Origin of the sequence: Hydrogenophaga sp. (genome assembly GCF_011772445.1) — a bacterium.
In the GTDB taxonomy this organism is placed as follows: Bacteria; Pseudomonadota; Gammaproteobacteria; order Burkholderiales; family Burkholderiaceae_C; genus Hydrogenophaga.
Window position 1 is genome coordinate 76662 of record NZ_WVZN01000036.1, and the last position, 20004, is coordinate 96665.

Consider the following 20004-nt stretch of genomic DNA (forward strand, 5'->3'; position numbering starts at 1 on the left):
TCAGGAGGGGACGAGCCGCTTGGCCCGCGAGATCGCCAGCAGCATGCCCAGCCCCACGCCCATCGTCACCATGGCCGTGCCGCCATAGCTGACGAAGGGCAGCGGCACGCCCACCACGGGCAGGATGCCGCTGACCATGCCCATGTTGACGAAGGCGTAGACGAAGAGGTTGAGCGTGAGCGCGCCGGCCAGCAGGCGCGAAAACAGCGTGGGCGCCTCGGCCGCGATGATCAGCCCGCGGCCGATGAGCGCGGTGAAGCCGGCCAGCAGCACCAGCACGCCCACCAGGCCGAACTCCTCGGAGAAGGCGGCGTAGATGAAGTCGGTGGTGCGCTCGGGGATGAACTCCAGGTGCGTCTGCGTGCCCTGCATGAAGCCCTTGCCCCAGACGCCGCCCGAGCCGATGGCGATCATGCCCTGGATGATGTGGAAGCCCTTACCCAGCGGGTCCTTGGTCGGGTCCAGCAGGGTGCACACGCGCTGGCGCTGGTACTCGTGCAGCACCTGCCAGTCCACACCGGGGGCGCACCAGCTCGACTCATTGAAGATCAGCACCACGATGCCGACCGCCAGCAGCACCACGGGCGGAACGATGAGTTTCCAGCTGAGGCCGGCGAAGAAGATGACGGCCAGGCCCGAGGCCATCACCAGCAGCGTGGTGCCCAGGTCCGGCTGCAGCAGGATGAGCGCGATGGGCACCGCCAGCAGGCCGCCCGCGACGATGAAATCCGTGGCCTTGAGCTGGCCCTCGCGACGGTGGAACCACCAGGCCAGCATCATGGGCATGGCGATCTTCATGATCTCGCTGGGCTGGATCACGGTGACGCCGATGTCCAGCCAGCGCTGCGCGCCCTTTCGCATGACGCCGGCGAACTCCACGCCCAGCAGCAGGGCCACGCCCACCAGGTAGACCGGCAGCGCCAGGCTCATCAGGCGCTGCGGCGGGATCTGCGAGAACACCAGCATCACACCCGCGCCGATGAGCATGTTGCGGCTGTGCTGGGCGAAGCGCGAGCCGTGGTCGAAGCCCACGGAGTACATGGTGACCAGGCCCAGCGCGGCCATGAAGCAGACGATGGCGATCAGCGGCCAGTCGAAACCCCGCATGAAGGGAATCGCGCGCTGCAGCAGACTGGGTTTGTCGAGGACGACGGCCATGGGGCGCGATTATCCTCAGTCGATGGACACCCCCACCACCACCCACCTGCTCTACCTGCACGGTTTCCGGTCCTCGCCGCTGTCGATGAAGGCGCGGATGGTGGGCGAGCGCGTGCGAAGGGAACATCCCGCCGTCACCTGGTGGTGTCCGCAACTGCCCCCATCGCCGCGCGCCGCCGCGGACCTCATCCGTCAGGGAACGGCCGCCTGGCCAGCCGAGCGCCTGGCGGTGGTCGGCTCCTCGCTGGGCGGGTTCTACGCGCGCTGGTTTTCCCTGCACACGGGCTGCCGGGCGGTGCTGCTCAACCCGGCCAGCTTCCCGGCGCGCGACCTGTCGGCCCACATCGGCGAGCAGGCCACCTGGCAGAACCCCGAGGAGCGCTTCTTCTTCGAGCCGGCCTTCGTGGACGAGCTGCGGGTGCTGGAGAGCGACATCGCGCGGCTGGCGCCCGCTCGCCCGGCCACCCCCGATCGTCTGATGGCCGTGATCGCCAAGGGCGACGAGGTGCTCGACTGGCGCGAGATGCAGGCCTTCTGCGCGGGCGGCGCCATCCGCCTGCTGGCGGGCGGCGACCACGCGATCAGCGATTTCGAGGCGCACATGGACGCGGTGTTCGGGTTCCTGCGGCTGGCCTGACCGCCGACGGGCCGCCCGAGGTGACGGCCGTCATGGCCGGGATGGGACAATCCCGCCCATGCACATCCTGTTCGACGAGGCCGGCAAGTTCCTGACCGGCCGCCTGCTGTCCGAGGCCGAAAGTTCACTTCAGGTGGAACTGGACTCCGGCAAGCGGGTGAAAGTGAAGGCGGCCAACGCGCTGCTGCGATTCGAGAAACCCGCGCCCGCCGAGCTCATGAAGGAGGCGACGGCGCTGGCCGAGGGCATGGAGCTCGAACTCGCCTACGAGTTCGCGCCCGAAGACGAGTTCGGTTTTGCCGACATCGCCCGCGAGTACTTCAGCGCCCAGGCCGGCACGGCCCAGCAGGTGGCCGCCCTGCTCACCCTGCAGAACGCGCCGCACTACTTCCGCCGCGCCGGCAAGGGCCGCTTCAAAAAGGCGCCGCCCGAGATCGTGGCCCAGGCCCTGGCCGCCATCGAGAAGAAAAAAGAGCTCCAGGCCCGCATCGAGGCCTGGGCGGCCGAGCTCGTGGCCGGCCAGTGCCCCGAGCCGGTGCGTCAGCAGCTCTACCGCATCCTTTTCAAGCCCGACAAGAACGGCCCCGAGTACAAGGCCGTGGTGGAGGCCGCGCGCCAGAGCCACACCGCGCCACTGGTGCTGCTGCAGAAGGCAGGCGCCATCACCAGCGCCTACCAGTTCCACTGGCAGCGCTTCCTGTTCGAGCACTTCCCCAAGGGCACGGGCTTTCCTGCGCTCAGCGCGCCGCCGGTGGCCGACGAGCTGCCCCTGGCGAACGTGCAGGCCTTCTCCATCGACGACTCCGCCACCACCGAGATCGACGACGCGCTGTCCGTGCAGGGTCTGGGTTCGGGCACGGTCACGCTGGGCATCCACATCGCGGCGCCGGGCCTGGCCATCGCGCCCGGCAGCGCGCTCGACGAGATCGCGCGCCATCGTCTGTCCACCGTCTACATGCCGGGCCACAAGATCACCATGCTGCCCGACGCGGTGGTGGAGGCCTATACGCTGCAGGCCGGGCGCGACTGCCCGGCCGTGTCGCTGTACGTGGAGATCGACGAGGCCACGCTGGCCGTGGGCGCCAGCCGCACCGCGCTGGAGCGCGTGCCCATCGCCCACAACCTGCGCCACGACCGGCTCGACGCGATCGTCACCGAGGCCTGGCTCGGGGGCGAGGCGAACGCCGCGGCACCGGCAGAGCTCGCCGGCCTGCAGCCCGCGCTGGTCTTCCTGCATCGATTCGCCCGCGAACACAAAGCCCAGCGCGAGGTGGCGCGCGGCAAGCCCGAGACCTTCACGCGCCCCGACTACACGTTCAAGCTGGAAGGTGTGCAGGGCGACGAGCCCGCCGGCGACGAACGCGTGATCATCGGCACACGCTCGCGCGGCGCGCCACTGGACCTGATGGTGGCCGAAGCCATGATCCTGGCCAACAAGACCTGGGGCCTGTGGCTGGCCGAGTGCGGCGTGCCCGGCATCTACCGCAGCCAGGCCAGTCTGCTGCCCGGCATCAAGGTGCGCATGGGCACCAAGGCGCTGCCGCACGCGGGCATCGGGGTGAAGGCTTATGCCTGGAGTACCTCGCCGCTGCGCCGCTACGTCGATCTGGTGAACCAGTGGCAGATCGTGGCCTGCGCACGGCACGGCAAGACGGCCGTGCTGGCCGCGCCCTTCAAGCCCAAGGACGCCAACCTGTTCGCCGTGGTGAGCGCCTTCGACGCCGCCCACGCCGCCTACAACGGCTTCCAGGGCGGCATGGAGCGCTACTGGACGCTGCAGCACCTGCGCCAGAACGGCATCACCGAGCTCACGGCCACCTTGATCAAGGACGGCCTGGTGCGCGCCGACACCCTGCCCCTGGTGCTGCCCGTGCTGGGCGCCGAAGGCCTGATGCGCGGCGCCCACCTGCGCGTGCGGCTCGGCGCCATCGACGACATCAGCCTGGAGGTGAGCGGCACGGTCATCGAGCGGCTCGACCAGCCGGTGGAAAGCGCCGACGCACTGGAAAGCGAGGCCGAGGAAGACGAGGAAGAGCCGTTGGGCGCCCCGGTGGCGCTGGCCATCGATCTGGACGAGCCGGCCGCCGCCGATACCCCTGGGGACACCCCGCAGAACGGATAATCCCCCGCGTGAAATCCGCCCGCGCCAAGGCCGTCCACCGACTGAGGAATCTGAGCACGCTGCAGCTCGCGCTGCTCGTCTCGCTCGGCGTGCACGCGGCCCTGCTGGCGGTGCGCTTCGTCGACCCCGAGCGCTTCGACCGCGTGTTCCAGGACACGCCGCTCGAGGTGATCCTGGTCAACGCGCGCAGCGACCAGCGCCCCGAGAAGGCCCAGGCCATCGCCCAGGCCTCGCTGGCCGGCGGTGGCGATGCCGAGCGCGGGCGCGCCACCTCGCCGCTGCCGCCCGCGGCCACGGCCCGCCTGGGCGACACGCCCGACGAAGAGGTGCGCCGCCTCGAAGCCCTGATGGAGCAGCAAACGCAGCTGCTTGCGCAGGTGCGCCGCGCCCTGGCCACCATGCCGCCGCCCGCCCCCGCGGCCGAGCGCCAAAGCCGCGAGTCGATCGAGCGCGAGCAGAAGCGCCAGGCCCTGGTGCGCGTGCTGGCCGAGATCGAGAAGCGCATCAACGAAGAGAACGCGCGGCCACGCAAGCGCTACATCAGCCCCGCCACGCGCGAGGCGGTGTACGCGGTGTACTACGACGGCCTGCGCCGGCGCATCGAACAGCACGGCACCGCCAACTTCCCCGAATCGGGCGGGCGCAAGCTCTACGGCGAACTCACCATGGTGATCACCGTGAACCATACCGGCCAGGTGCTCGACACCGAGGTGGTGCAGGGCTCGGGCAACCGCCTGCTCGACGGCCGGGCCCGCGCCATCGTGCGCGGCCTGTCCTTCGGGCGCTTCAACGAGGCCATGCGCCGCCAGGCCGACCAGATCGTGGTCGTCTCGCGCTTTCGCTTCACGCGAGAGGACGGCCTGCAGACCCAACTGTCGGGCCAGTAGTGGGTCGCGCCTTCGGTCGCTGGCTGCTGTGGTTGGTGCTCGCGGGGCTGGCACTGCAGCTCTACTTCCTGGCCGGCATCGCGTTGATGGCGGTGCTCGACCCCCACAGCACCGCCTTCCAGCGCTCCGAGGCCTGGCGCGTGGCCACGGCCAGCGTGCGCGGTGAGACCGAGTGGCGCTGGCGCCAGCGCTGGGTCGACGGCGAGCAGATCAGCCCCCACCTGTGGCGCGCGGTGGTGGCCTCGGAGGACGCGGGCTTCTTCGAGCACGGCGGCGTCGATTGGGAGGCGATCGAAAAGGCCTGGCAGAAGAACGAGCGCCGCCAGGAGCAGGCCGAGCGCCGCGCCGCCCGCAACCCCAATGGCACGGCGCGCGAACCCAAGGTGGTGGGCGGCTCCACCATCACGCAGCAGCTCGCCAAGAACCTGCTGTTGTCGGGCGAGCGCAACCTGCTGCGCAAGGGCCAGGAGCTGGTGCTCTCGCTCATGCTCGAGCTGGTACTCGACAAGCGCCGCATCCTCGAGATCTACCTCAACAGCGTGGAATGGGGTGAAGGCGTGTTCGGCGCCGAGGCCGCCGCGCAGCGCTACTTCAACAAGCCGGCCGCGCGGCTGAACGCGCACGAGGCCGCGCGCCTGGCGGTGATGCTGCCTTCGCCGCGCTTCTTCGAGACGCGCCAGGGCTCGGCCTACCTCGCGCGCCGCACCGGCACGATCGTCGCCCGCATGGGTGATGTCAAGCTGCCATGAGGGCCGCCGCCACCGCCGTCAGCTACTTCCTGCTGGGCCTGGTGCGCCTGCTCACCGGCGCGCAGGCGCGCTGGTACGGCTGCCCGCCCAAGGCCGAGCAGCGCATCTACTTCGCCAACCACCAGAGCCATGCCGACCTGGTGCTCATCTGGGCCGCGCTGCCGCAGGAGCTGCGCGGCATCACACGCCCCATCGCCGCCAAGGACTACTGGACCGCCTCGCCACTCAAGCGCTGGATCACCACCGAGGTGTTCAATGCCGTCTACGTGGAGCGCGAACGCAAGGGCGACGAGGACCCGCTGGCCCCGCTGATCGCCGCGCTGGACAACGGCGACTCGCTGATCCTCTTCCCCGAAGGCACGCGCGGCTTCGAGGAAGACCCTCAGCCCTTCAAGAGCGGCCTGTACAACCTGGCCATGAAGTTTCCCGAGGTGGTGCTGGTGCCCACCTGGATCCACAACGTGCAGCGGGTGATGCCCAAGGGCGAGGTGGTGCCTGTGCCGGTGTTGTGCTCGGTGACCTTCGGCGAGCCGGTGAAGCCGGGCGCCGACGAGCCGCGCGCCGATTTCCTCGCACGCGCCCGTCTCGCCGTCATGGCCCTCAGGGACGTCTGATGACCGGCTTCCTGCGCAGCCTCAGTTCCAACCAGCAGGTGAGCCTGTTGTTGCTGGTGGTGTTCGGCCTGCTGGCGCTGGTGACGGTGGCGGGCGTGCTGCTCTCCTTGCGCGAGCGCCGCGCGCACGGCGACGACGCGGCCCTGGCCCAGCGCCGCCACGACAACGCCAACCTGCTGCGCGTGTCCTGGATCATGGCCGGCGTATTCTGGATCGGCTGGGTCATGGGCCCGGGCGCGTCGCTGGCGTTGTTCGGCAGCCTGTCCTTCTTCGCGCTGCGGGAGTTCATCAGCCTGTCGCCCACGCGGCGCGGCGACCACCGCAGCCTGGTGCTGGCGTTCTTCGTGGTGCTGCCCGTGCAGTACGCGCTGGTGTGGAACGCGCAGTTCAACCTGTTCACGGTCTTCATCCCCGTGTACGTCTTCCTGGCGCTGCCGGTGGTGAGCGCGCTGCGCGACGACCCGCAGCGCTTCCTGGAGCGCAACGCCAAGCTGCAGTGGGGCATCATGGTTTGCGTCTATGGCCTGAGCCACGTGCCCGCGCTGATGCTGCTGCAGTTTCCGCGCTGGCTGGGCAACAACGCCTTCCTCGTCTTCTTCCTGGTGCTGGTGGTGCAAACCTGCATGCTGGTGCAGCACCTCACCGCGCGCGGCCGCCAGCGCCCGGTGGCGCCGGCCATCAGCGCGAGCTTTCATTGGCAGAGCTGGGGCTGGGGTCTGCTGGCGGGTGGCCTGCTGGGCGCGCTGCTGGCGGGTTTCACGCCGTTCAAGCCGCTGCCGGCCGTGGCCATGGCCCTGGTGGCCTGTGTGGCCGGCTCCTTGGGCCACCTGGTGATGAAGGCCATCAAGCGCGACCGGGGCGTGACCAACTGGGGCGGCGAGCGCCGCTCGGTCACCGGTGCGGCCGGCCTGCTCGACCGCGTGGACGCGTTGTGCTTCGCCGCGCCAGTCTTCTTCCACTCGGTCCGCTGGACCTTCGGGCTCTGAGGGTCATGAGGATCCTCGGCATCGACCCCGGCCTGCAGTGCACCGGCTTCGGCGTGATCGACACCGAAGGCCCGCGCCTGCACTACGTGGCCAGCGGCACCATCCAGACCAGCCCGAAGGACGGCGCCCTGCTGCCCGAGCGGCTGAAGGTGCTGTTCGACGGCATCACCGAGGTCACGCGCCGCTACCAGCCCGAGGTGGCCGTCTGCGAGATCGTGTTCGTGAACGTGAACCCGCAGGCCACGTTGCTGCTGGGCCAGGCCCGCGGCGCCTGCCTCACGGCATTGGTGGCCAACGGGCTGGGCGTGGCCGAGTACACCGCACTGCAGCTCAAGAAGGCCGTGGCCGGCCATGGCCGCGCCAACAAGGAGCAGATGCAGGAGATGGTGAAGCGCCTGCTGCAATTGCCCGGCCTGCCCGGCAAGGACGCTGCCGACGCGCTGGGCCTGGCGATCACGCACGCGCAGGTCGCGCGCACCACGGCGGCCATCGAACGCGTGGCGCCACTGCGCGCGCGCACGCACGCGGCGTACAAGGGCGGGCGCAACTACTGAAGCAGGGCTTCGAGGTCAGCCAGGGTGTTGGCCTCGTGCAGCGGCTTGTCTTCGCGCACGCGCAGCATGCGCGGGAAGCGCAGGGCCACGCCGCTCTTGTGGCGCTTGCTGCGCGCGATGCCTTCGAAGGCCAGTTCCACCACCAGCGTGGGCCGCACGCTGCGCACGGGGCCGAAGTTCTCCAGCGTGGTCTCGCGGATGACCGCGTCCACGGCCCGGAACTCGGCGTCGCTCAGGCCCGAGTAGGCCTTGGTGAAGGAGACGAGCTGCAGGCCCCCGGGGTCGGCCGGGCGGCGCTCGGTGATGGCCTCGACCACGGCTTGCGCCTCGGCCGCATCGCGCGGCGCGCGGTTCCACACGGCGAAGGTGTAGTCGGTGTAGACCGAGGCGCGCCGCCCGTGGCCAGCCTGGGCGTAGATCAGCACGCCATCGACCGTGAGCGGCTCGATCTTCCATTTCCACCAGGCCAGGCGCTCGCCGCCCTCGCCCGATCGCTTCACGCGGCCGGTGCCGTAGGCGCTGTCGCGGTGCTTGAGCATGAGGCCCTCGACACCCAGTTCGCGCGAACGCGCGCGCGACTCGGCCAGGGTCGCCCAGTCGGCCGCCGTCAGCAGCGGTGAGCACGGCAGGGGCGGCACGCAGGCGCGCGCCAGGGCTTCCAGTGCGACGCGGCGCGCGTGCTGGGGCTGCGCACGCAGGTCCTGGCCGCCCTGCTCCAGCAGGTCGTAGGCGATGAAGCCCGCGGGGGCCTCGGCCAGCACGCGAGCGCTGAGCGTCTTGCGGCCGATGCGTTGCTGCAGCGTGGCAAAGGCCCCGGGCCGGCCGAGGGACTCGCCGCCGGGCAGCGGCGCCGCCAAGGCGTCCCAGGCCACGATCTCGCCATCGACGACCGTCCCGTCGGGCCAGGCGGCGGCCAGGCGCTCCAATTCGGGAAAGCGATCGGTCATCAACTCCTCGCCGCGCGACCACACCCACACGCGGCCCGCGCGCTTGACGATCTGTCCGCGGATGCCGTCGAACTTCCACTCCGCGAGCCAGTCGCCGGCCGGGCCGAGCGAGGCGTCGTCCGGTTCACCCGCGAGCGCCTGGGCGAGGAAAAAGGGATAGGGCTGGCTCGGATCGCGCTGGGCGGCGTCGCTGTCGGCCGGCGCCACGACGGCGCGCCAGGCGTCGGCGGTGGGCTCGCGCTTGCCGTCGGTGTAGCCCATCATGCGCGCGGCCACGAGCTTGGGGTCCAGCCCCGCGAGTTCGGCCACGGCGCGCTGCACCAGCAGCTTGCTCACGCCCACGCGGAAGCCGCCGCCCACCAGCTTGACGAAGAGGAAGCGGCCCAGGCTGTCGAGTTCCGCCCACCACGCGAGCACCGAAGCGCCCACCGCGGCCTCGTCGGCGCCGCGCAGCGGCAGCAGGCGCTGCGTCATCCAGGTGTGCAAGCCCAGGGCACCACCGCCATCGGCGGGCGCAGGCAGCACCAGGGCGATGGTCTCTGCGAGGTCTCCCACGGCCTGGTAGCTCTCCTCGAACAGCCACTCGGGCAGGCCCGAGGCCTGCAGCGCCAAGGCGCGCAGTTGCGCGGTGCGGATGAGCTGGCGCGGCTTGCCGCCCGCGAGGAAGTAGACCGCCCAGGCCGCGTCCTCGTCGGGCGCTTCACGCAGGTAGCGCACCAGGGCAGCCACCTTGGCGTGGGTGGAGGTGCTCGCGTCGAGCTCGGCAAACAGCGCCGCGAAACGCTTCATGCGGCCGGCGCCGCGCTGGCCGCGGCCTCCTGGTCGTCGTCGCCGCTGCCTTCCCCGCCGTACTCGGTCTTGAAGCCTTCGGCCTGCAGGCCCTGCTCCTGCAGGTAGCGCACCAGCGTGGGCACGCTGCCGTGCGTCACGATCACGCGCCCGGCGCCGGTGGCGCCAATGGCCGAGAGCAGACCCGGCCAGTCGGCGTGGTCGCTGATCACGAAGCCACGGTCGTGGCCCATGCGCCGGCGCCAGCCGCGGATCTGCATCCACCCACTGGCGAAGGCGTCGCTGAGTTCGCCGAAGCGGCGGACCCAGGGCGACGACAGGGCACTGCCCGGACACAGCACCAGCGCGCGGCGCAGGTCGGTCTTGTCACGCACCTCGTCGACCGCGAGTGTGTCCGGCAGGTCGATGCCGGCCGCGCGGTAGGCGCGGTTGATCGGCTCCACCGCGCCATGGCAGACGATGGGGCCGATGGACGGGTCCACCCCGCCCAGCAGGCGCTGCGCCTTGCCCAGGCTGTAGCAGCTGATGACGCTCGCGCGGCCGGCGGCCGCGTTGTCGGCCCACCAGCGGTTGACCTCGCCGAACAGCTCATGGTCGGGACGCCAGCGGTAGATGGGCAGGCCGAAGGTGGATTCGGTGATGAATGTGTCGCAGCGCACCGGCTCGAAAGGCGCGCAGGTGCGGTCGGGCGTGGCGTTCGCGGGCGTGGGGCGGTAGTCGCCGCTGGCGACCCACACGCGGCCCCCGTGCTCCAGGCGCACCTGGGCGGAGCCGAGCACGTGGCCCGCCGGGTGCAGGCTGATGCGCACACCGTTGTGGGTGATGGCCTCGCCGTAGTCCAGCGTTTGCAGCGTGATGCCCTCGCCCAGCCGCGCGCGCAGCAGGCCCGCGCCTGGCGCGGCCGCGAGGTAGTGGCCGTGGCCGGTGCGCGCGTGGTCGGCGTGGGCGTGGGTGATCACCGCGCGGTCCACGCGGCGCCAGGGGTCGATGTAGAAGTCGCCGGGCGGGCAATACAGGCCACCGGGGCGTTGGACGATCAGGTCCTGCATGGCGGGCAGTTGGGGGCGGCCTGCGGCGGGCTCAATAGCGATGGCCGGTAAGGAAAAGTACCGTTCGCATGACGCCGAAGGCGATGCGGTCCAGGATGCGCTCGCCCCAGGGCCGGCTGTTCAGCGAGTGGGCTTCCATGCGGTTGCTGCGGTTGCAGACGATGTCGTCGAGTTGCTCGCGCAGCAGCGCGGCAAAGCGCCGGTCGGTGGTCGTCACGTTTGCCTCGCGCGCCAGCAGCAGGGACAGCGGGTCGAGGTTGGTGGAGCCCACCGTGGCCCATCGCTCGTCCACCACGGCCACCTTGGCGTGCAGCGCGCTGGGCGCGTACTCGCAGATTTCCATGCCCGCGTTCACCAGACGTTTGAGCACCGGCCGGGCGGCGCGGTACTGCAGGAAGTGTTCGTAGCGCCCCTGCAGCAGCAGGCGCACGCGAACGCCGCGCTGCACGGCCATCAGCAGGGCCTTGCGCAGCTTGCGCCCGGGGATGAAGTAGGCGTTGACGATCAGCACCTCGTGGCGCGCCTCGCCAATGGCCTTGAGGTAGGAGCGCTCGATGTCGTGGCGGTGCGCCACGTTGTCGCGCAGCAGCAGCACGGCGCGCGCGTCGTCCACGCCCATCAGGGTGCTGCCCTCCTCGTCGCCGCCGCCGGCGAGGCCGCGCGCCCGGTGGCCCAGCTTGCGCAGGAGCCGGGAGAAGTCGCCGCTGCCGGAGCCGCTCGATCCCCGCAAGGCCTGCCAGGCCGCGGCGAACTCGCGCTGGCGCGCGGCGCGCGCGGCCTTCAGGCGCCACCACAGTTGCTCCATGGTCTCGGTCATGTCCTGCACCAGCGGGCCGGCCACGCGCAGCGAATAGTCCAGACGCGGCTCGTCCAGCCGGCCCAGGGCCACGTCGTCGCGGTCGTCGATGATGTTGACGCCGCCGCAGAAACCCACCGTGCCATCCACCACGCAGAGCTTGCGGTGCAGGCGGCGCCACAGCCGGGGAAACAGCAGGCCGAAACGGCCGAGCGGCGAGTAGATGCGCCACTGGACGCCAGCGTCGTCGAAGCGTCGGCGCCATTCCTCGGGCATGGCGGGCGTGCCCACGCCGTCGACCACGAGCCGGACCTCCACGCCGCGGCGCGCGGTGCGCTCCAGCGCCTCGGCCACGCCCAGCGCCGAACCGGCGAACTCGAAGATGTAGGTTTCCAGGTGCACCACCTGGCGCGCCGCGTCCATCGCTTCGATCAGCGCGGGGAACAACTCGTCGCCGCCCACCAGCAGCACCAGCTGATGCCCGGGCTTCATGGTGGCGTGCAGGCGTCTCACGTCAGCTCGAGGTCCGCGATCAAGGGAAGGTGGTCGGACATGCGGCGCCAGGCGCGCCCGTGCGGCACGTGGGCGGAGACGGGGCGCAGGCCCCGGAAGAAGATGCGGTCCAGGTGCAACAGCGGCAGGCGCGCGGGAAAGGTGGGCAGGCGGATGCCTTCGAAGGTGTGCAGGTCGAGCGCGGCCATGGGCTTGAGCAGTTGCGCGCTCCAGTCGTTGAAGTCGCCCGCCACCACCACCGGCGCGCCGGCGGGTACCTCGCGCGCGATGAACTGGCCCAGGCGGGCCACCTGACGCTCGCGGCTGGCGTGCACCAGGCCCAGGTGCACCACCACCACGTGCAGCTCCACGCCATCGACCAGCAGGTGCACGTGCAAGAGGCCGCGCTGCTCGAATCGATGGTCGGACATGTCGGAATGCCCCACGCCCACCACCGGCCAGCGCGACAGCAGCGCGTTGCCGTGCTCGCCGTGTTTCGTGATGGCGTTGCTGCGATAGACCGCCTCGTAGCCTTCGGGGGAGAGGTAGCCGGCCTGGTCCATCTCGGGCCAGCGGGTGAAGTAGCGCTCGAGCTTGCGGTGGTGGCTGCGCACCTCCTGCAGGCAGACGATGTCGGCGTCGAACTGCTCGACGGCGTGCACGAGGTTGTGGATCTCGAGCCGGCGCGCCGGCCCCAGGCCCTGCACGCCCTTGTGAATGTTGTACGTCGCCACGCGCACCATGCTCATGGCGCGCATGATCGCATGGGCCGCACGCCCGGCGCGGCGGGCCGGGACCGTGGAGCGGCCCTCAGTGGCGGGTGGCGCGCAGGTGCACGGCCACGTGCACCACCACCACCTCGCCCGAGGCATTGGCGGCCGGGTAGGCGAAGGTCTCGCTGCCTACGAAGCGGGCGCAGGGCGCGTAGGCGAAGCCACCGGCCCCGAAGAGCCGCAGGCCGCCGGCGAGCGACTGCCCCAGGCGCAGCCAGGGGCGCGGCGATGCGGAAGCTGGCGCCGTGTCCACCACCACCAGGGCGTCGCCAGCGAGCAGGTCGTCGGCCGCCTGCACGCCCACACGCAGGTCCACGCGGCGGCGCCCGCCACCGGCCAGCGTGAGGTCGAACACCAGGTGCTGCCAGCCCGCCGTGCCCAGGTCGGGCAGGAAGCGGAACTCGCCCCCGGGCGGCAGGCTCAGGCGGTCGGAGGGATGGCTTCGTTGGCCGTGCCCGCCGCCACCGGCGGATGGGCCGCAGAGGCGCCGCATGAGGCGCAGGAGCGTGGCGGGCGGGACGGAGCGCACGCGCGGTGCGTGCAGGGCCCGCAAGGCGGGCGATCGGTCGGAACGGGACATGGTGGCGGGTGAAACGCGAGGCGCGGCAGCATCCGCGCCCGCGGCCGCTGGCCACCCGCACGCGCGCCGGACGACCCATCACGCGGCCCGACGGCATGGCCCTACTGCCTCGGTATCCCGCCGAGCCGCGGCAGCCAGGCAATGGCTTCGGCGTTGGACGGCGAGAAGCAGCGCTCCACCGCGTCGCGCCAGGGCAGCCAGACCTGGTCGCGGTGCTCGCGCGGGCTCAGCCGCACCGGCCGGGCGCGCGGCACGCACAGGCCGAACACGTGTTCGGTGTTGTGCGTGATGCCGGGCGCATAGCGGTGCCGCCACTGGGGATAGATCTCGTAGACGTTCTCCAGTCCCCAGTCGCGCAAGGCATGGCCATCGGCTTCGACGTCGAGGCCGGTCTCCTCACGCACTTCGCGCGCGGCGGTCCGCTCGAAGGGTTCGTCGGGTGTGTCTTTGGCGCCGGTGACCGACTGCCAGAAACCCGGAGCGTCGGCGCGTTCGATCAACAGCACCTCGAGCGCGGGCGTGTGGATGACCACCAGCACCGACTGCGGGACCTTGTAGGCCCTCGCGGGGTCAGCGGCCACGGCGGGGCGGGTTGAAGCGCTGCCACAGGCGCCACAGCGGCAAGAGCCGCAGCGGCAAGGACAGCAGGCGGCTGGGCCGCCGCGCCAGCCACAGGCCAGCCACCGCGGCCAGTGGCAGGGTGAGCTGGGGCGGCCAGCCGCGCAGCCAGCGCCAGGCGTCCTGCACGCGATCGGCCCAGGCGAACAGCGGGCGCAGCGCCTCGGCCTGCACGCCGAAGCGCGCGCGCAGCAGGCGCGAGCGCCCGCGCAGGCTCAAGCGGCGCTGCCTGAGCTGCTCGGCGCGCGGAAGGTGCATCACGGCTCCAGTGCCTCGCGGTCCTGCCGCAGCTCGTCGATGGTGGCCGAGAACAGGCGAGAGCCGCGCAGCACGCGGGCGCGCGCCTGGCCGATGGCCACCAGGCCCACCAGCAGAAACAGGCCCGTGAACGCCCCGAGGGCCGCCAGGCGGTGCTCGTCCCACAGGGCCACGGTGATCAGGATGGCCAGGAAACACAGGCCCAGGGCCATGCATACCAGCGCGATGACCCCGTACACCACGAGGCCCGCGACACGCAGCACCTCCTCCTGCGCCTCGACGCTGAAGAGTTCAAGGCGGACCTGGGCAAGCTCGACGATCGTGGCCGCCAGGCCGCGCAGCGAGGCCGACAGGCGTTGGGCGGACGGCTCCATGGCCGCGCTCAGCGCCGGGCGATGAGCATGCCGATCAGCAGGCCCACGCCCGCGGCGGTGCCGATGGCCTGCCAGGGGTGCTCGTGCACATACTCATCGGTGACGCGCGCGGCTTCCTTGGTGCGCGCCGCCACGTTCTCCTCGATGTCGCCCAGCTTGTGCCGGGCGGCGAGCAGGTTCTCGCGGATGCGCTCGCGCATCTCGACGACCTTGCCCTCGGTTTCGTTCGCGGTGGCGTGCAGCAGCTCTTCTGCGTCGGTGATGACGCGCTGCAGGTCGCGCACGAGCTTCTTCTTGCTGGTTTCGGTGGTGGCGTCGGCCATGGCGGGCTCCTTTTACGGCGAGTTGAGGAACGATCGATCACTGGGATCGATGGGTGCGACTGCCCAAGGATACGCAGGTTCGCCAGCAAAAAGGCGCCCGAAGGCGCCTTTTGCGGTCTTGTCCTACAGCTATCTCACGCGTTCTTGACGGCGTCGGGGTTGCGCAGGCGGATGTGCAGCTCGCGCAGCTGTTTCTCGTCGACCGGGCTGGGCGCCTGCGTGAGCAGGCACTGCGCGCGCTGGGTCTTGGGAAAGGCGATCACGTCGCGGATCGACTCGGCGCCGGCCATCAGCGTGACGATGCGGTCCAGGCCGAAAGCCAGGCCGCCGTGCGGGGGCGCGCCGTAGTGCAGCGCGTCGAGCAGGAAGCCGAACTTCAGGCGCTGCTCTTCGGGGCCGATCTTGAGCGCGTCGAACACCTTGGCCTGCACGTCGGCGCGGTGGATGCGCACGGAGCCGCCGCCGATCTCCCAGCCATTGAGCACCATGTCGTAGCCCTTGGCGATGCAGCGGCCCGGGTCGCTGACCATGAAGTCCTCGTGGCCGTCCTTGGGGGCGGTGAACGGGTGGTGCACCGCGGTCCAGCGGTCCTCCTCGTCGTCGTGCTCGAACATGGGGAAGTCCACCACCCACATCGGGGCCCAGCGGTCTTCGAACAGGCCGTTCTTCTTGCCGAGTTCGCTGTGGCCGATCTTGATGCGCAGGTTGCCGATGGCGTCGTTGACGACCTTGGCCTTGTCGGCGCCGAAGAAGAGGATGTCGCCGTTCTGCGCGCCGCTGCGCTGCAGGATGGCGGTGAGCGCGGCGTCGTGGATGTTCTTGACGATCGGGCTCTGCAGGCCGTCGCGGCCCTTGGAGACGTCATTCACCTTGATCCAGGCCAGGCCCTTGGCGCCGTAGATCTTGACGAACTCGGTGTAGGCGTCGATCTCGCTGCGGCTCATCTCGCCACCGCCTGGCACGCGCAGGGCCACCACCCGGCCGTTCTTCATCTGCGCGGGCGCGCTGAAGACCTTGAAGTCCACGTCGGCCATCACGTCGGTGAGCTCGGTGAACTCCATGGTCACGCGCAGGTCGGGCTTGTCGGAGCCGTAGCGGTTCATGGCTTCGCTGTACGGCATGACGGGGAAGTCGCCCAGGTCCACGCCCAGCGTGTTCTGGAACACCGTCTTGATCATGCCCTGGAACATGTCGCGGATGTCCTGCTCGGTGAGGAACGAGGTTTCGATATCGATCTGCGTGAACTCGGGCTGGCGGTCGGCGCGCAGGTCCTCGTCGCGGAAGCACTTGGCGATCTGGTAGTAGCGGTCGAAGCCGGCCACCATCAGCAGCTGCTTGAACAGCTGGGGCGACTGCGGCAGCGCGAAGAACATGCCGTGGTGCACGCGGCTGGGCACCAGGTAGTCGCGCGCGCCCTCGGGCGTGCTCTTGGTGAGCATGGGCGTCTCGATCTCGATGAAGCCGTTGGCATCGAGGAACTTGCGCACCTCCATGGCCACGCGGTAGCGCAGCATGAGGTTGCGCTGCATGTAGGGGCGGCGCAGGTCGAGCACGCGGTGGGTGAGGCGCGTGGTTTCCGACAGGTTGTCGTCGTCGAGCTGGAACGGCGGCGTGACCGAGGGGTTGAGCACCTTCAGCTCGTGGCACAGCACCTCGATCTTGCCGCTCTTGATGGTGTCGTTGGTGGTGCCCTCGGGGCGCGCGCGCACCAGGCCGACCACCTGCACGCAGAACTCGTTGCGCACGTCCTCGGCGGTCTTGAACATCTCGGCGCGGTCGGGGTCGCACACCACCTGCACGATGCCTTCGCGGTCGCGCAGGTCGATGAAGATGACGCCGCCGTGGTCGCGGCGGCGGTGCACCCAGCCCGAAAGCGTGACGGTCTGGCCCAGCAGGGCTTCGGTCACCAGACCGCAGTAGTGGCTTCGCATGGACATGACGGAACTTCTTTCTGGCTCAGGGTTGGCTCTCGGCGTCGGCCGCGAGCTTGATCTTGGGGTTGCGGGGGCCACCGGGCACGATGACGCCCATGGAGACGATGTAGGTGAGGGCTTCGTCCACGCTCATGGCCAGCTCGACGCAGTCGCGCGCGCGCAGGAGCACGAAGTAGCCACCCGTGGGGTTGGGGGTGGTCGGCACGTAGACGCTGAGGAATTCGTCCTCGGGCGTGCCGGCGCCGGGCCGAGCCTGAAGCTGATCGAGCAGGTCGCCCTGCGGCGAGCCGGTGAGGAAGGCGATGGTCCACATGCCCTCGTGCGGCCACTGCACCAGCAGCGCCTTGCGAAAAGCGTTGCCTTTCTCGGAGAACAGGGTGTCGGACACCTGCTTCACGCCCGAGTAGATGGAGCGCACCACCGGGATGCGGTGCAGCAGCGCGTGCCACCAGTGCACGAGCTTGTTGCCGATGATGTTGGACGCCAGCGCGCCGATGGACAACACGATGACCAGCGCGAAGAGCACCCCCAGGCCGGGCACGTGCACGCCCAGCCAGGCATCGGGGCGCCAGGACGTGGGCAGGATGTTCAGGGTCTGGTCCAGCGTGCCCACCACCCAGTCGAGCACCCAGAGGGTGACGATGAGCGGCACCAGGACCAGAAGGCCCGCGAACAGCCACTTGCGCAGAGCGGTCATGCGGGCCCGATCAGGCGCCGGGGGTGGACGGCGCGGATGGCGCCGGCGCCGGCGCCGGCGCCGGTGCAGGGGCTGGCGCAGATGCAGGCGCCGCATCGGACTTCGCACCCGCGGCCGGCGCTGCGCCGGACGCGCTGTCGGCGGCCTTGCTGTCGCCCGGAGCGGCCGCCACACCCGAATTGGCGCCAGCGCCGTCGCCGCCGCGGAAGTCGGTCACGTACCAGCCCGAGCCCTTGAGCTGGAAGCCGGCGGCGGTGAGTTGCTTGCGAAAGGTGTCGGCGCCGCAGGCGGGACAGGTGCTCAGCGGGGCGTCGGAGATTTTCTGCAGCACGTCCTTGGCGTGGCCACAGGACTCGCACTTGTAGGCGTAGATGGGCATGGCGGAAACCGGTTCGGGAGGCAGACGCGAAAGCCGGCGCGCGGGAGCGGCCGGCCAGACAAAGCCCGCGATTATAAATTCCGGGGGTATTCCCCGGTGCGGGCCCGAGGGCTCACCACAGCCGTACGCGCAGCAGCACCTGGGTGACGATCAGGCCCAGCGCGAAGCCGATGCCGCCGTAGATGATGCCCTGCAGCAGCCGATTGGTGCGGCGCTGCTCGGCCAGCAGCACGCTGAGCTCCTTTCTCAGCTCGTTCGGGCGGTGGCGCAGGTAGTCGTGCAGCAGGCGCGGCAGGGCGGGCAGCAGCTTGGCGTACTGCGGCGCCTCGGCCTTGAGCTGGGCCAGCAGCTTCTGTGGACCGAGCTGCTCCAGCATCCATTTCTCGAGGAAGGGCTTGGCGGTGGCCCAGAGGTCCAACTCGGGGTCGAGCTCGCGCCCCAGGCCCTCGATGTTGAGCAGCGTCTTTTGCAACAGCACCAGCTGGGGCTGGATCTCCACCTGGAAACGCCGCGAGGTCTGGAACAGACGCATGAGCACCATGCCGAGCGAGATCTCCTTCAGCGGGCGGTCGAAGTACGGCTCGCAAACCGCGCGGATGGCCGACTCCAGTTCGTCGACCCGGGTACCGGGTGGCACCCAGCCCGATTCGATGTGCAGTTCGGCCACGCGACGGTAGTCGCGCCGGAAGAATGCCGTGAAGTTCTGCGCCAGGTACTCCTTGTCGTGCTCGGTCAGCGTGCCGACGATGCCGAAATCGAGCGAGATGTAGCGGCCGAAGGTGGCGGGCGCGACGCTGACCTGGATGTTGCCCGGGTGCATGTCGGCGTGGAAGAAGCCGTCGCGGAACACCTGGGTGAAGAAGATGGTGACGCCGTCGCGCGCCAGGCGCGGGATGTCCACGCCCAGGCGGCGCAGCTCGTCGGTGCGGTTGATGGGCACGCCATTCATGCGCTCCATCACCATGACGTCGCTGCGGCACCAGTCCCAGATCATCTCGGGAATGAGCACCAGGTCGAGCCCGGCCATGTTGCGGCGCAGCTGCGCGGCGTTGGAGGCCTCGCGCAGCAGGTCGAGTTCGTCGTGAAGGTACTTGTCGAACTCGGCCACCACCTCACGCGGCTTCAGGCGCTTGCCGTCGGCCGACAGACGCTCGACCCAAGCGGCCATCAGGCGCATGAGGGCCAGGTCTTTCTCGATCACCGGCAGCATGTTCGGCCGCAACACCTTGACCGCGACCTCGCGCCCTGCGTTGCGCCCGCCGCGCAGGGTGGCAAAGTGCACCTGGGCGATGGAAGCGCTGGCCACGGGCACCCGCTCGAACTGGCTGAACACCTCGTCGACCCGGCGGCCGAAGGCGCGTTCGATGGTGGCGATGGCCACCTCGCTCGGGAACGGCGGCACGCGGTCCTGCAGACGGGCCAGCTCGTCGGCGATGTCGGGCGGCAGCAGGTCGCGCCGCGTGGACAGCACCTGGCCGAACTTCACGAAGATGGGCCCCAGGCGCTCCAGCGCCTCCCGCAGGCGCTGCCCGCGCGGGTTGTTCAGGTGGCGGCCGGTGGAGACGATGCGGGTGAGACGGCGGATCCAGGGGTGGTCGAAGCTGGAGAGCACGAGCTCGTCGAGCCCGTATCGCAGCACGACCCAGACGATGAAGCAGCCGCGCAGCACCCGCCTCATTGGCCCGCACTCCCGCCGGTGCCGGGCGGGCGGGGCATGCGGGCTGCGAAGCCCTTGATCGCTTGCGCCGCCTGCCGCGCGAACCCGACGAGGGTGTGCGCCGCCGCGTCGCCGATCAGGCGCGAGAGGTCTTCCTCCAGGTCCCAGCGCACGTTGTCCACCAGCCAGGCCACCTCGGCGGCGAACTGCACGTCGCCCTGGATGTCCACCGCGGGCTTTTCACCCGACAGCACGCGCCGCGCGAGGTCGGCGGGCGAGGCCTGGGTGAGACTGACAGTCAGCTCGGGCGGGTGCATCACGGGGTCGACGCGCTCCAGCAGGCCGGCGCGCGTGGGCGCCACGCAGAGATGGAAGTCGCCCCACTGCACGCGCAGCGGCTTGCCGGCCTGGCGGCGCAGCCGCTCGGTGGCGGCGGGCTCCTGCTGGAGCACGTGGTTGAGAAAGAGCACCAGCTTGTTCTGCAGCTCGTCGATCACCCAGCCGGGCGGGCGCAGGAGTTGCAGGATCGACCGCAGTGGATCGTTGGGCGCACCGGCGGAGCCGCCGGGGCTGGCGCCAGGGGTGGCGCCAGACGTGGAATCGGGTGGTACATGGGACATGGCCACCGGAT

The 20004-nt window shown here is 70.3% G+C and carries 22 protein-coding genes; 7 read left to right on the forward strand and 15 right to left on the reverse strand.

Annotation, left to right across the window (positions count from 1 at the left end; all coding sequences use genetic code 11):
* Entirely contained in the window at positions 1-1158 is a 1158-nt protein-coding gene (rodA, locus tag GTO19_RS14930) for a rod shape-determining protein RodA (protein ID WP_291021984.1), read from the reverse strand.
* A gap of 22 nt (positions 1159-1180) precedes the next feature.
* Between rodA and GTO19_RS14935 the strand changes: the two genes are divergently transcribed.
* From GTO19_RS14935 to ruvC, 7 genes are read left to right on the forward strand one after another with little or no spacing between them, the layout of a single operon-like run.
* A complete protein-coding gene (locus GTO19_RS14935; RefSeq protein ID WP_291021986.1) occupies positions 1181-1795 on the forward strand; it encodes a YqiA/YcfP family alpha/beta fold hydrolase in 615 nt (204 codons plus the stop codon).
* A 58-nt stretch (positions 1796-1853) separates the two neighbouring features.
* Positions 1854-3917: an RNB domain-containing ribonuclease gene (locus tag GTO19_RS14940; protein ID WP_291021988.1), complete on the forward strand. Its 2064-nt coding sequence runs from the start codon at positions 1854-1856 to the stop codon at positions 3915-3917.
* A gap of 8 nt (positions 3918-3925) precedes the next feature.
* Positions 3926-4804, forward strand: a complete 879-nt coding sequence (locus tag GTO19_RS14945) for an energy transducer TonB (RefSeq protein WP_291021990.1) — start codon at positions 3926-3928, stop codon at positions 4802-4804.
* The gene (gene mtgA / locus GTO19_RS14950) at positions 4804-5553 is read left to right on the forward strand and encodes a monofunctional biosynthetic peptidoglycan transglycosylase (RefSeq protein ID WP_291021992.1); all 750 of its coding nucleotides are present in this window, start codon (positions 4804-4806) and stop codon (positions 5551-5553) included. Before GTO19_RS14945 ends, mtgA begins: the two co-directional genes overlap by 1 nt.
* Positions 5550-6167 carry a lysophospholipid acyltransferase family protein gene (locus GTO19_RS14955; protein WP_291021994.1) on the forward strand — a complete coding sequence of 206 codons (618 nt, stop codon included), beginning with the start codon at positions 5550-5552 and terminating at the stop codon, positions 6165-6167. Before mtgA ends, GTO19_RS14955 begins: the two co-directional genes overlap by 4 nt.
* Positions 6167-7153 (forward strand): phosphatidate cytidylyltransferase, encoded by a 987-nt coding sequence (locus GTO19_RS14960; protein WP_291021996.1) that lies wholly within the window; start codon positions 6167-6169, stop codon positions 7151-7153. The genes GTO19_RS14955 and GTO19_RS14960 overlap by 1 nt, the downstream gene beginning before the upstream one ends.
* A gap of 5 nt (positions 7154-7158) precedes the next feature.
* A complete protein-coding gene (ruvC, locus tag GTO19_RS14965; RefSeq protein ID WP_291021998.1) occupies positions 7159-7707 on the forward strand; it encodes a crossover junction endodeoxyribonuclease RuvC in 549 nt (182 codons plus the stop codon).
* On the opposite strand, the gene GTO19_RS14970 is transcribed toward ruvC, so the two are convergent.
* From GTO19_RS14970 to GTO19_RS15035, 14 genes are all read right to left on the reverse strand, one after another.
* Positions 7701-9443, reverse strand: coding sequence for an ATP-dependent DNA ligase (locus GTO19_RS14970; RefSeq protein WP_291022000.1), 1743 nt, complete (start codon positions 9441-9443; stop codon positions 7701-7703). The genes ruvC and GTO19_RS14970 overlap by 7 nt on opposite strands.
* Positions 9440-10492: a ligase-associated DNA damage response exonuclease gene (locus tag GTO19_RS14975; RefSeq protein WP_291022001.1), complete on the reverse strand. Its 1053-nt coding sequence runs from the start codon at positions 10490-10492 to the stop codon at positions 9440-9442. The genes GTO19_RS14970 and GTO19_RS14975 overlap by 4 nt, the downstream gene beginning before the upstream one ends.
* A 31-nt stretch (positions 10493-10523) precedes the next feature.
* A complete protein-coding gene (clsB, locus tag GTO19_RS14980) occupies positions 10524-11780 on the reverse strand; it encodes a cardiolipin synthase ClsB (protein WP_291022151.1) in 1257 nt (418 codons plus the stop codon).
* A 17-nt stretch (positions 11781-11797) separates the two neighbouring features.
* Positions 11798-12538: an endonuclease/exonuclease/phosphatase family protein gene (locus GTO19_RS14985; RefSeq protein WP_291022003.1), complete on the reverse strand. Its 741-nt coding sequence runs from the start codon at positions 12536-12538 to the stop codon at positions 11798-11800.
* 52 nt (positions 12539-12590) lie between these two features.
* Positions 12591-13133: a hypothetical protein gene (locus GTO19_RS14990; protein ID WP_291022005.1), complete on the reverse strand. Its 543-nt coding sequence runs from the start codon at positions 13131-13133 to the stop codon at positions 12591-12593.
* Between the two features lie 101 nt (positions 13134-13234).
* The gene (nudB, locus tag GTO19_RS14995; protein ID WP_291022007.1) at positions 13235-13714 is read right to left on the reverse strand and encodes a dihydroneopterin triphosphate diphosphatase; all 480 of its coding nucleotides are present in this window, start codon (positions 13712-13714) and stop codon (positions 13235-13237) included.
* Positions 13704-14009: a hypothetical protein gene (locus tag GTO19_RS15000; RefSeq protein ID WP_291022009.1), complete on the reverse strand. Its 306-nt coding sequence runs from the start codon at positions 14007-14009 to the stop codon at positions 13704-13706. Before GTO19_RS15000 ends, nudB begins: the two co-directional genes overlap by 11 nt.
* Positions 14009-14383, reverse strand: coding sequence for a phage holin family protein (locus GTO19_RS15005; RefSeq protein WP_291022011.1), 375 nt, complete (start codon positions 14381-14383; stop codon positions 14009-14011). The genes GTO19_RS15000 and GTO19_RS15005 overlap by 1 nt, the downstream gene beginning before the upstream one ends.
* 8 nt (positions 14384-14391) lie before the next feature.
* On the reverse strand, positions 14392-14706 hold the full coding sequence (locus tag GTO19_RS15010; RefSeq protein ID WP_291022013.1) for a YqjD family protein: 315 nt from the start codon (positions 14704-14706) through the stop codon (positions 14392-14394).
* 134 nt (positions 14707-14840) lie between these two features.
* Positions 14841-16643 (reverse strand): aspartate--tRNA ligase, encoded by a 1803-nt coding sequence (gene aspS / locus GTO19_RS15015; protein ID WP_291022015.1) that lies wholly within the window; start codon positions 16641-16643, stop codon positions 14841-14843.
* 19 nt (positions 16644-16662) lie between these two features.
* Entirely contained in the window at positions 16663-17337 is a 675-nt protein-coding gene (locus GTO19_RS15020) for a DUF502 domain-containing protein (protein ID WP_291022017.1), read from the reverse strand.
* A gap of 10 nt (positions 17338-17347) precedes the next feature.
* Positions 17348-17716: an FmdB family zinc ribbon protein gene (locus GTO19_RS15025; protein WP_291022019.1), complete on the reverse strand. Its 369-nt coding sequence runs from the start codon at positions 17714-17716 to the stop codon at positions 17348-17350.
* Positions 17717-17828: 112 nt separating this feature from the next.
* Positions 17829-19394, reverse strand: a complete 1566-nt coding sequence (gene ubiB / locus GTO19_RS15030; RefSeq protein ID WP_291022021.1) for a ubiquinone biosynthesis regulatory protein kinase UbiB — start codon at positions 19392-19394, stop codon at positions 17829-17831.
* On the reverse strand, positions 19391-19993 hold the full coding sequence (locus GTO19_RS15035) for a hypothetical protein (RefSeq protein ID WP_291022023.1): 603 nt from the start codon (positions 19991-19993) through the stop codon (positions 19391-19393). The genes ubiB and GTO19_RS15035 overlap by 4 nt, the downstream gene beginning before the upstream one ends.
* Positions 19994-20004: the final 11 nt, after the last annotated feature.

What these genes read in the sequence shown, in the direction of transcription:
- GTO19_RS15020 (WP_291022017.1), bottom strand. Translation starts at nt 17,337, where the DNA reads ATGACCGCTCTGCGCAAGTGGCTGTTCGCGGGCCTTCTGGTCCTGGTG.
- clsB (WP_291022151.1), bottom strand. Translation starts at nt 11,780, where the DNA reads ATGAAGCCCGGGCATCAGCTGGTGCTGCTGGTGGGCGGCGACGAGTTG.
- ruvC (WP_291021998.1), top strand. Translation starts at nt 7,159, where the DNA reads ATGAGGATCCTCGGCATCGACCCCGGCCTGCAGTGCACCGGCTTCGGC.
- ubiB (WP_291022021.1), bottom strand. Translation starts at nt 19,394, where the DNA reads ATGAGGCGGGTGCTGCGCGGCTGCTTCATCGTCTGGGTCGTGCTGCGA.
- GTO19_RS15010 (WP_291022013.1), bottom strand. Translation starts at nt 14,706, where the DNA reads ATGGCCGACGCCACCACCGAAACCAGCAAGAAGAAGCTCGTGCGCGAC.
- GTO19_RS14990 (WP_291022005.1), bottom strand. Translation starts at nt 13,133, where the DNA reads ATGTCCCGTTCCGACCGATCGCCCGCCTTGCGGGCCCTGCACGCACCG.
- GTO19_RS14940 (WP_291021988.1), top strand. Translation starts at nt 1,854, where the DNA reads ATGCACATCCTGTTCGACGAGGCCGGCAAGTTCCTGACCGGCCGCCTG.
- GTO19_RS15025 (WP_291022019.1), bottom strand. Translation starts at nt 17,716, where the DNA reads ATGCCCATCTACGCCTACAAGTGCGAGTCCTGTGGCCACGCCAAGGAC.
- GTO19_RS14955 (WP_291021994.1), top strand. Translation starts at nt 5,550, where the DNA reads ATGAGGGCCGCCGCCACCGCCGTCAGCTACTTCCTGCTGGGCCTGGTG.
- GTO19_RS15035 (WP_291022023.1), bottom strand. Translation starts at nt 19,993, where the DNA reads ATGTCCCATGTACCACCCGATTCCACGTCTGGCGCCACCCCTGGCGCC.
- rodA (WP_291021984.1), bottom strand. Translation starts at nt 1,158, where the DNA reads ATGGCCGTCGTCCTCGACAAACCCAGTCTGCTGCAGCGCGCGATTCCC.
- GTO19_RS15000 (WP_291022009.1), bottom strand. Translation starts at nt 14,009, where the DNA reads ATGCACCTTCCGCGCGCCGAGCAGCTCAGGCAGCGCCGCTTGAGCCTG.
- GTO19_RS14960 (WP_291021996.1), top strand. Translation starts at nt 6,167, where the DNA reads ATGACCGGCTTCCTGCGCAGCCTCAGTTCCAACCAGCAGGTGAGCCTG.
- GTO19_RS14970 (WP_291022000.1), bottom strand. Translation starts at nt 9,443, where the DNA reads ATGAAGCGTTTCGCGGCGCTGTTTGCCGAGCTCGACGCGAGCACCTCC.
- GTO19_RS14975 (WP_291022001.1), bottom strand. Translation starts at nt 10,492, where the DNA reads ATGCAGGACCTGATCGTCCAACGCCCCGGTGGCCTGTATTGCCCGCCC.
- aspS (WP_291022015.1), bottom strand. Translation starts at nt 16,643, where the DNA reads ATGTCCATGCGAAGCCACTACTGCGGTCTGGTGACCGAAGCCCTGCTG.
- GTO19_RS14935 (WP_291021986.1), top strand. Translation starts at nt 1,181, where the DNA reads ATGGACACCCCCACCACCACCCACCTGCTCTACCTGCACGGTTTCCGG.
- GTO19_RS15005 (WP_291022011.1), bottom strand. Translation starts at nt 14,383, where the DNA reads ATGGAGCCGTCCGCCCAACGCCTGTCGGCCTCGCTGCGCGGCCTGGCG.
- GTO19_RS14985 (WP_291022003.1), bottom strand. Translation starts at nt 12,538, where the DNA reads ATGCGCGCCATGAGCATGGTGCGCGTGGCGACGTACAACATTCACAAG.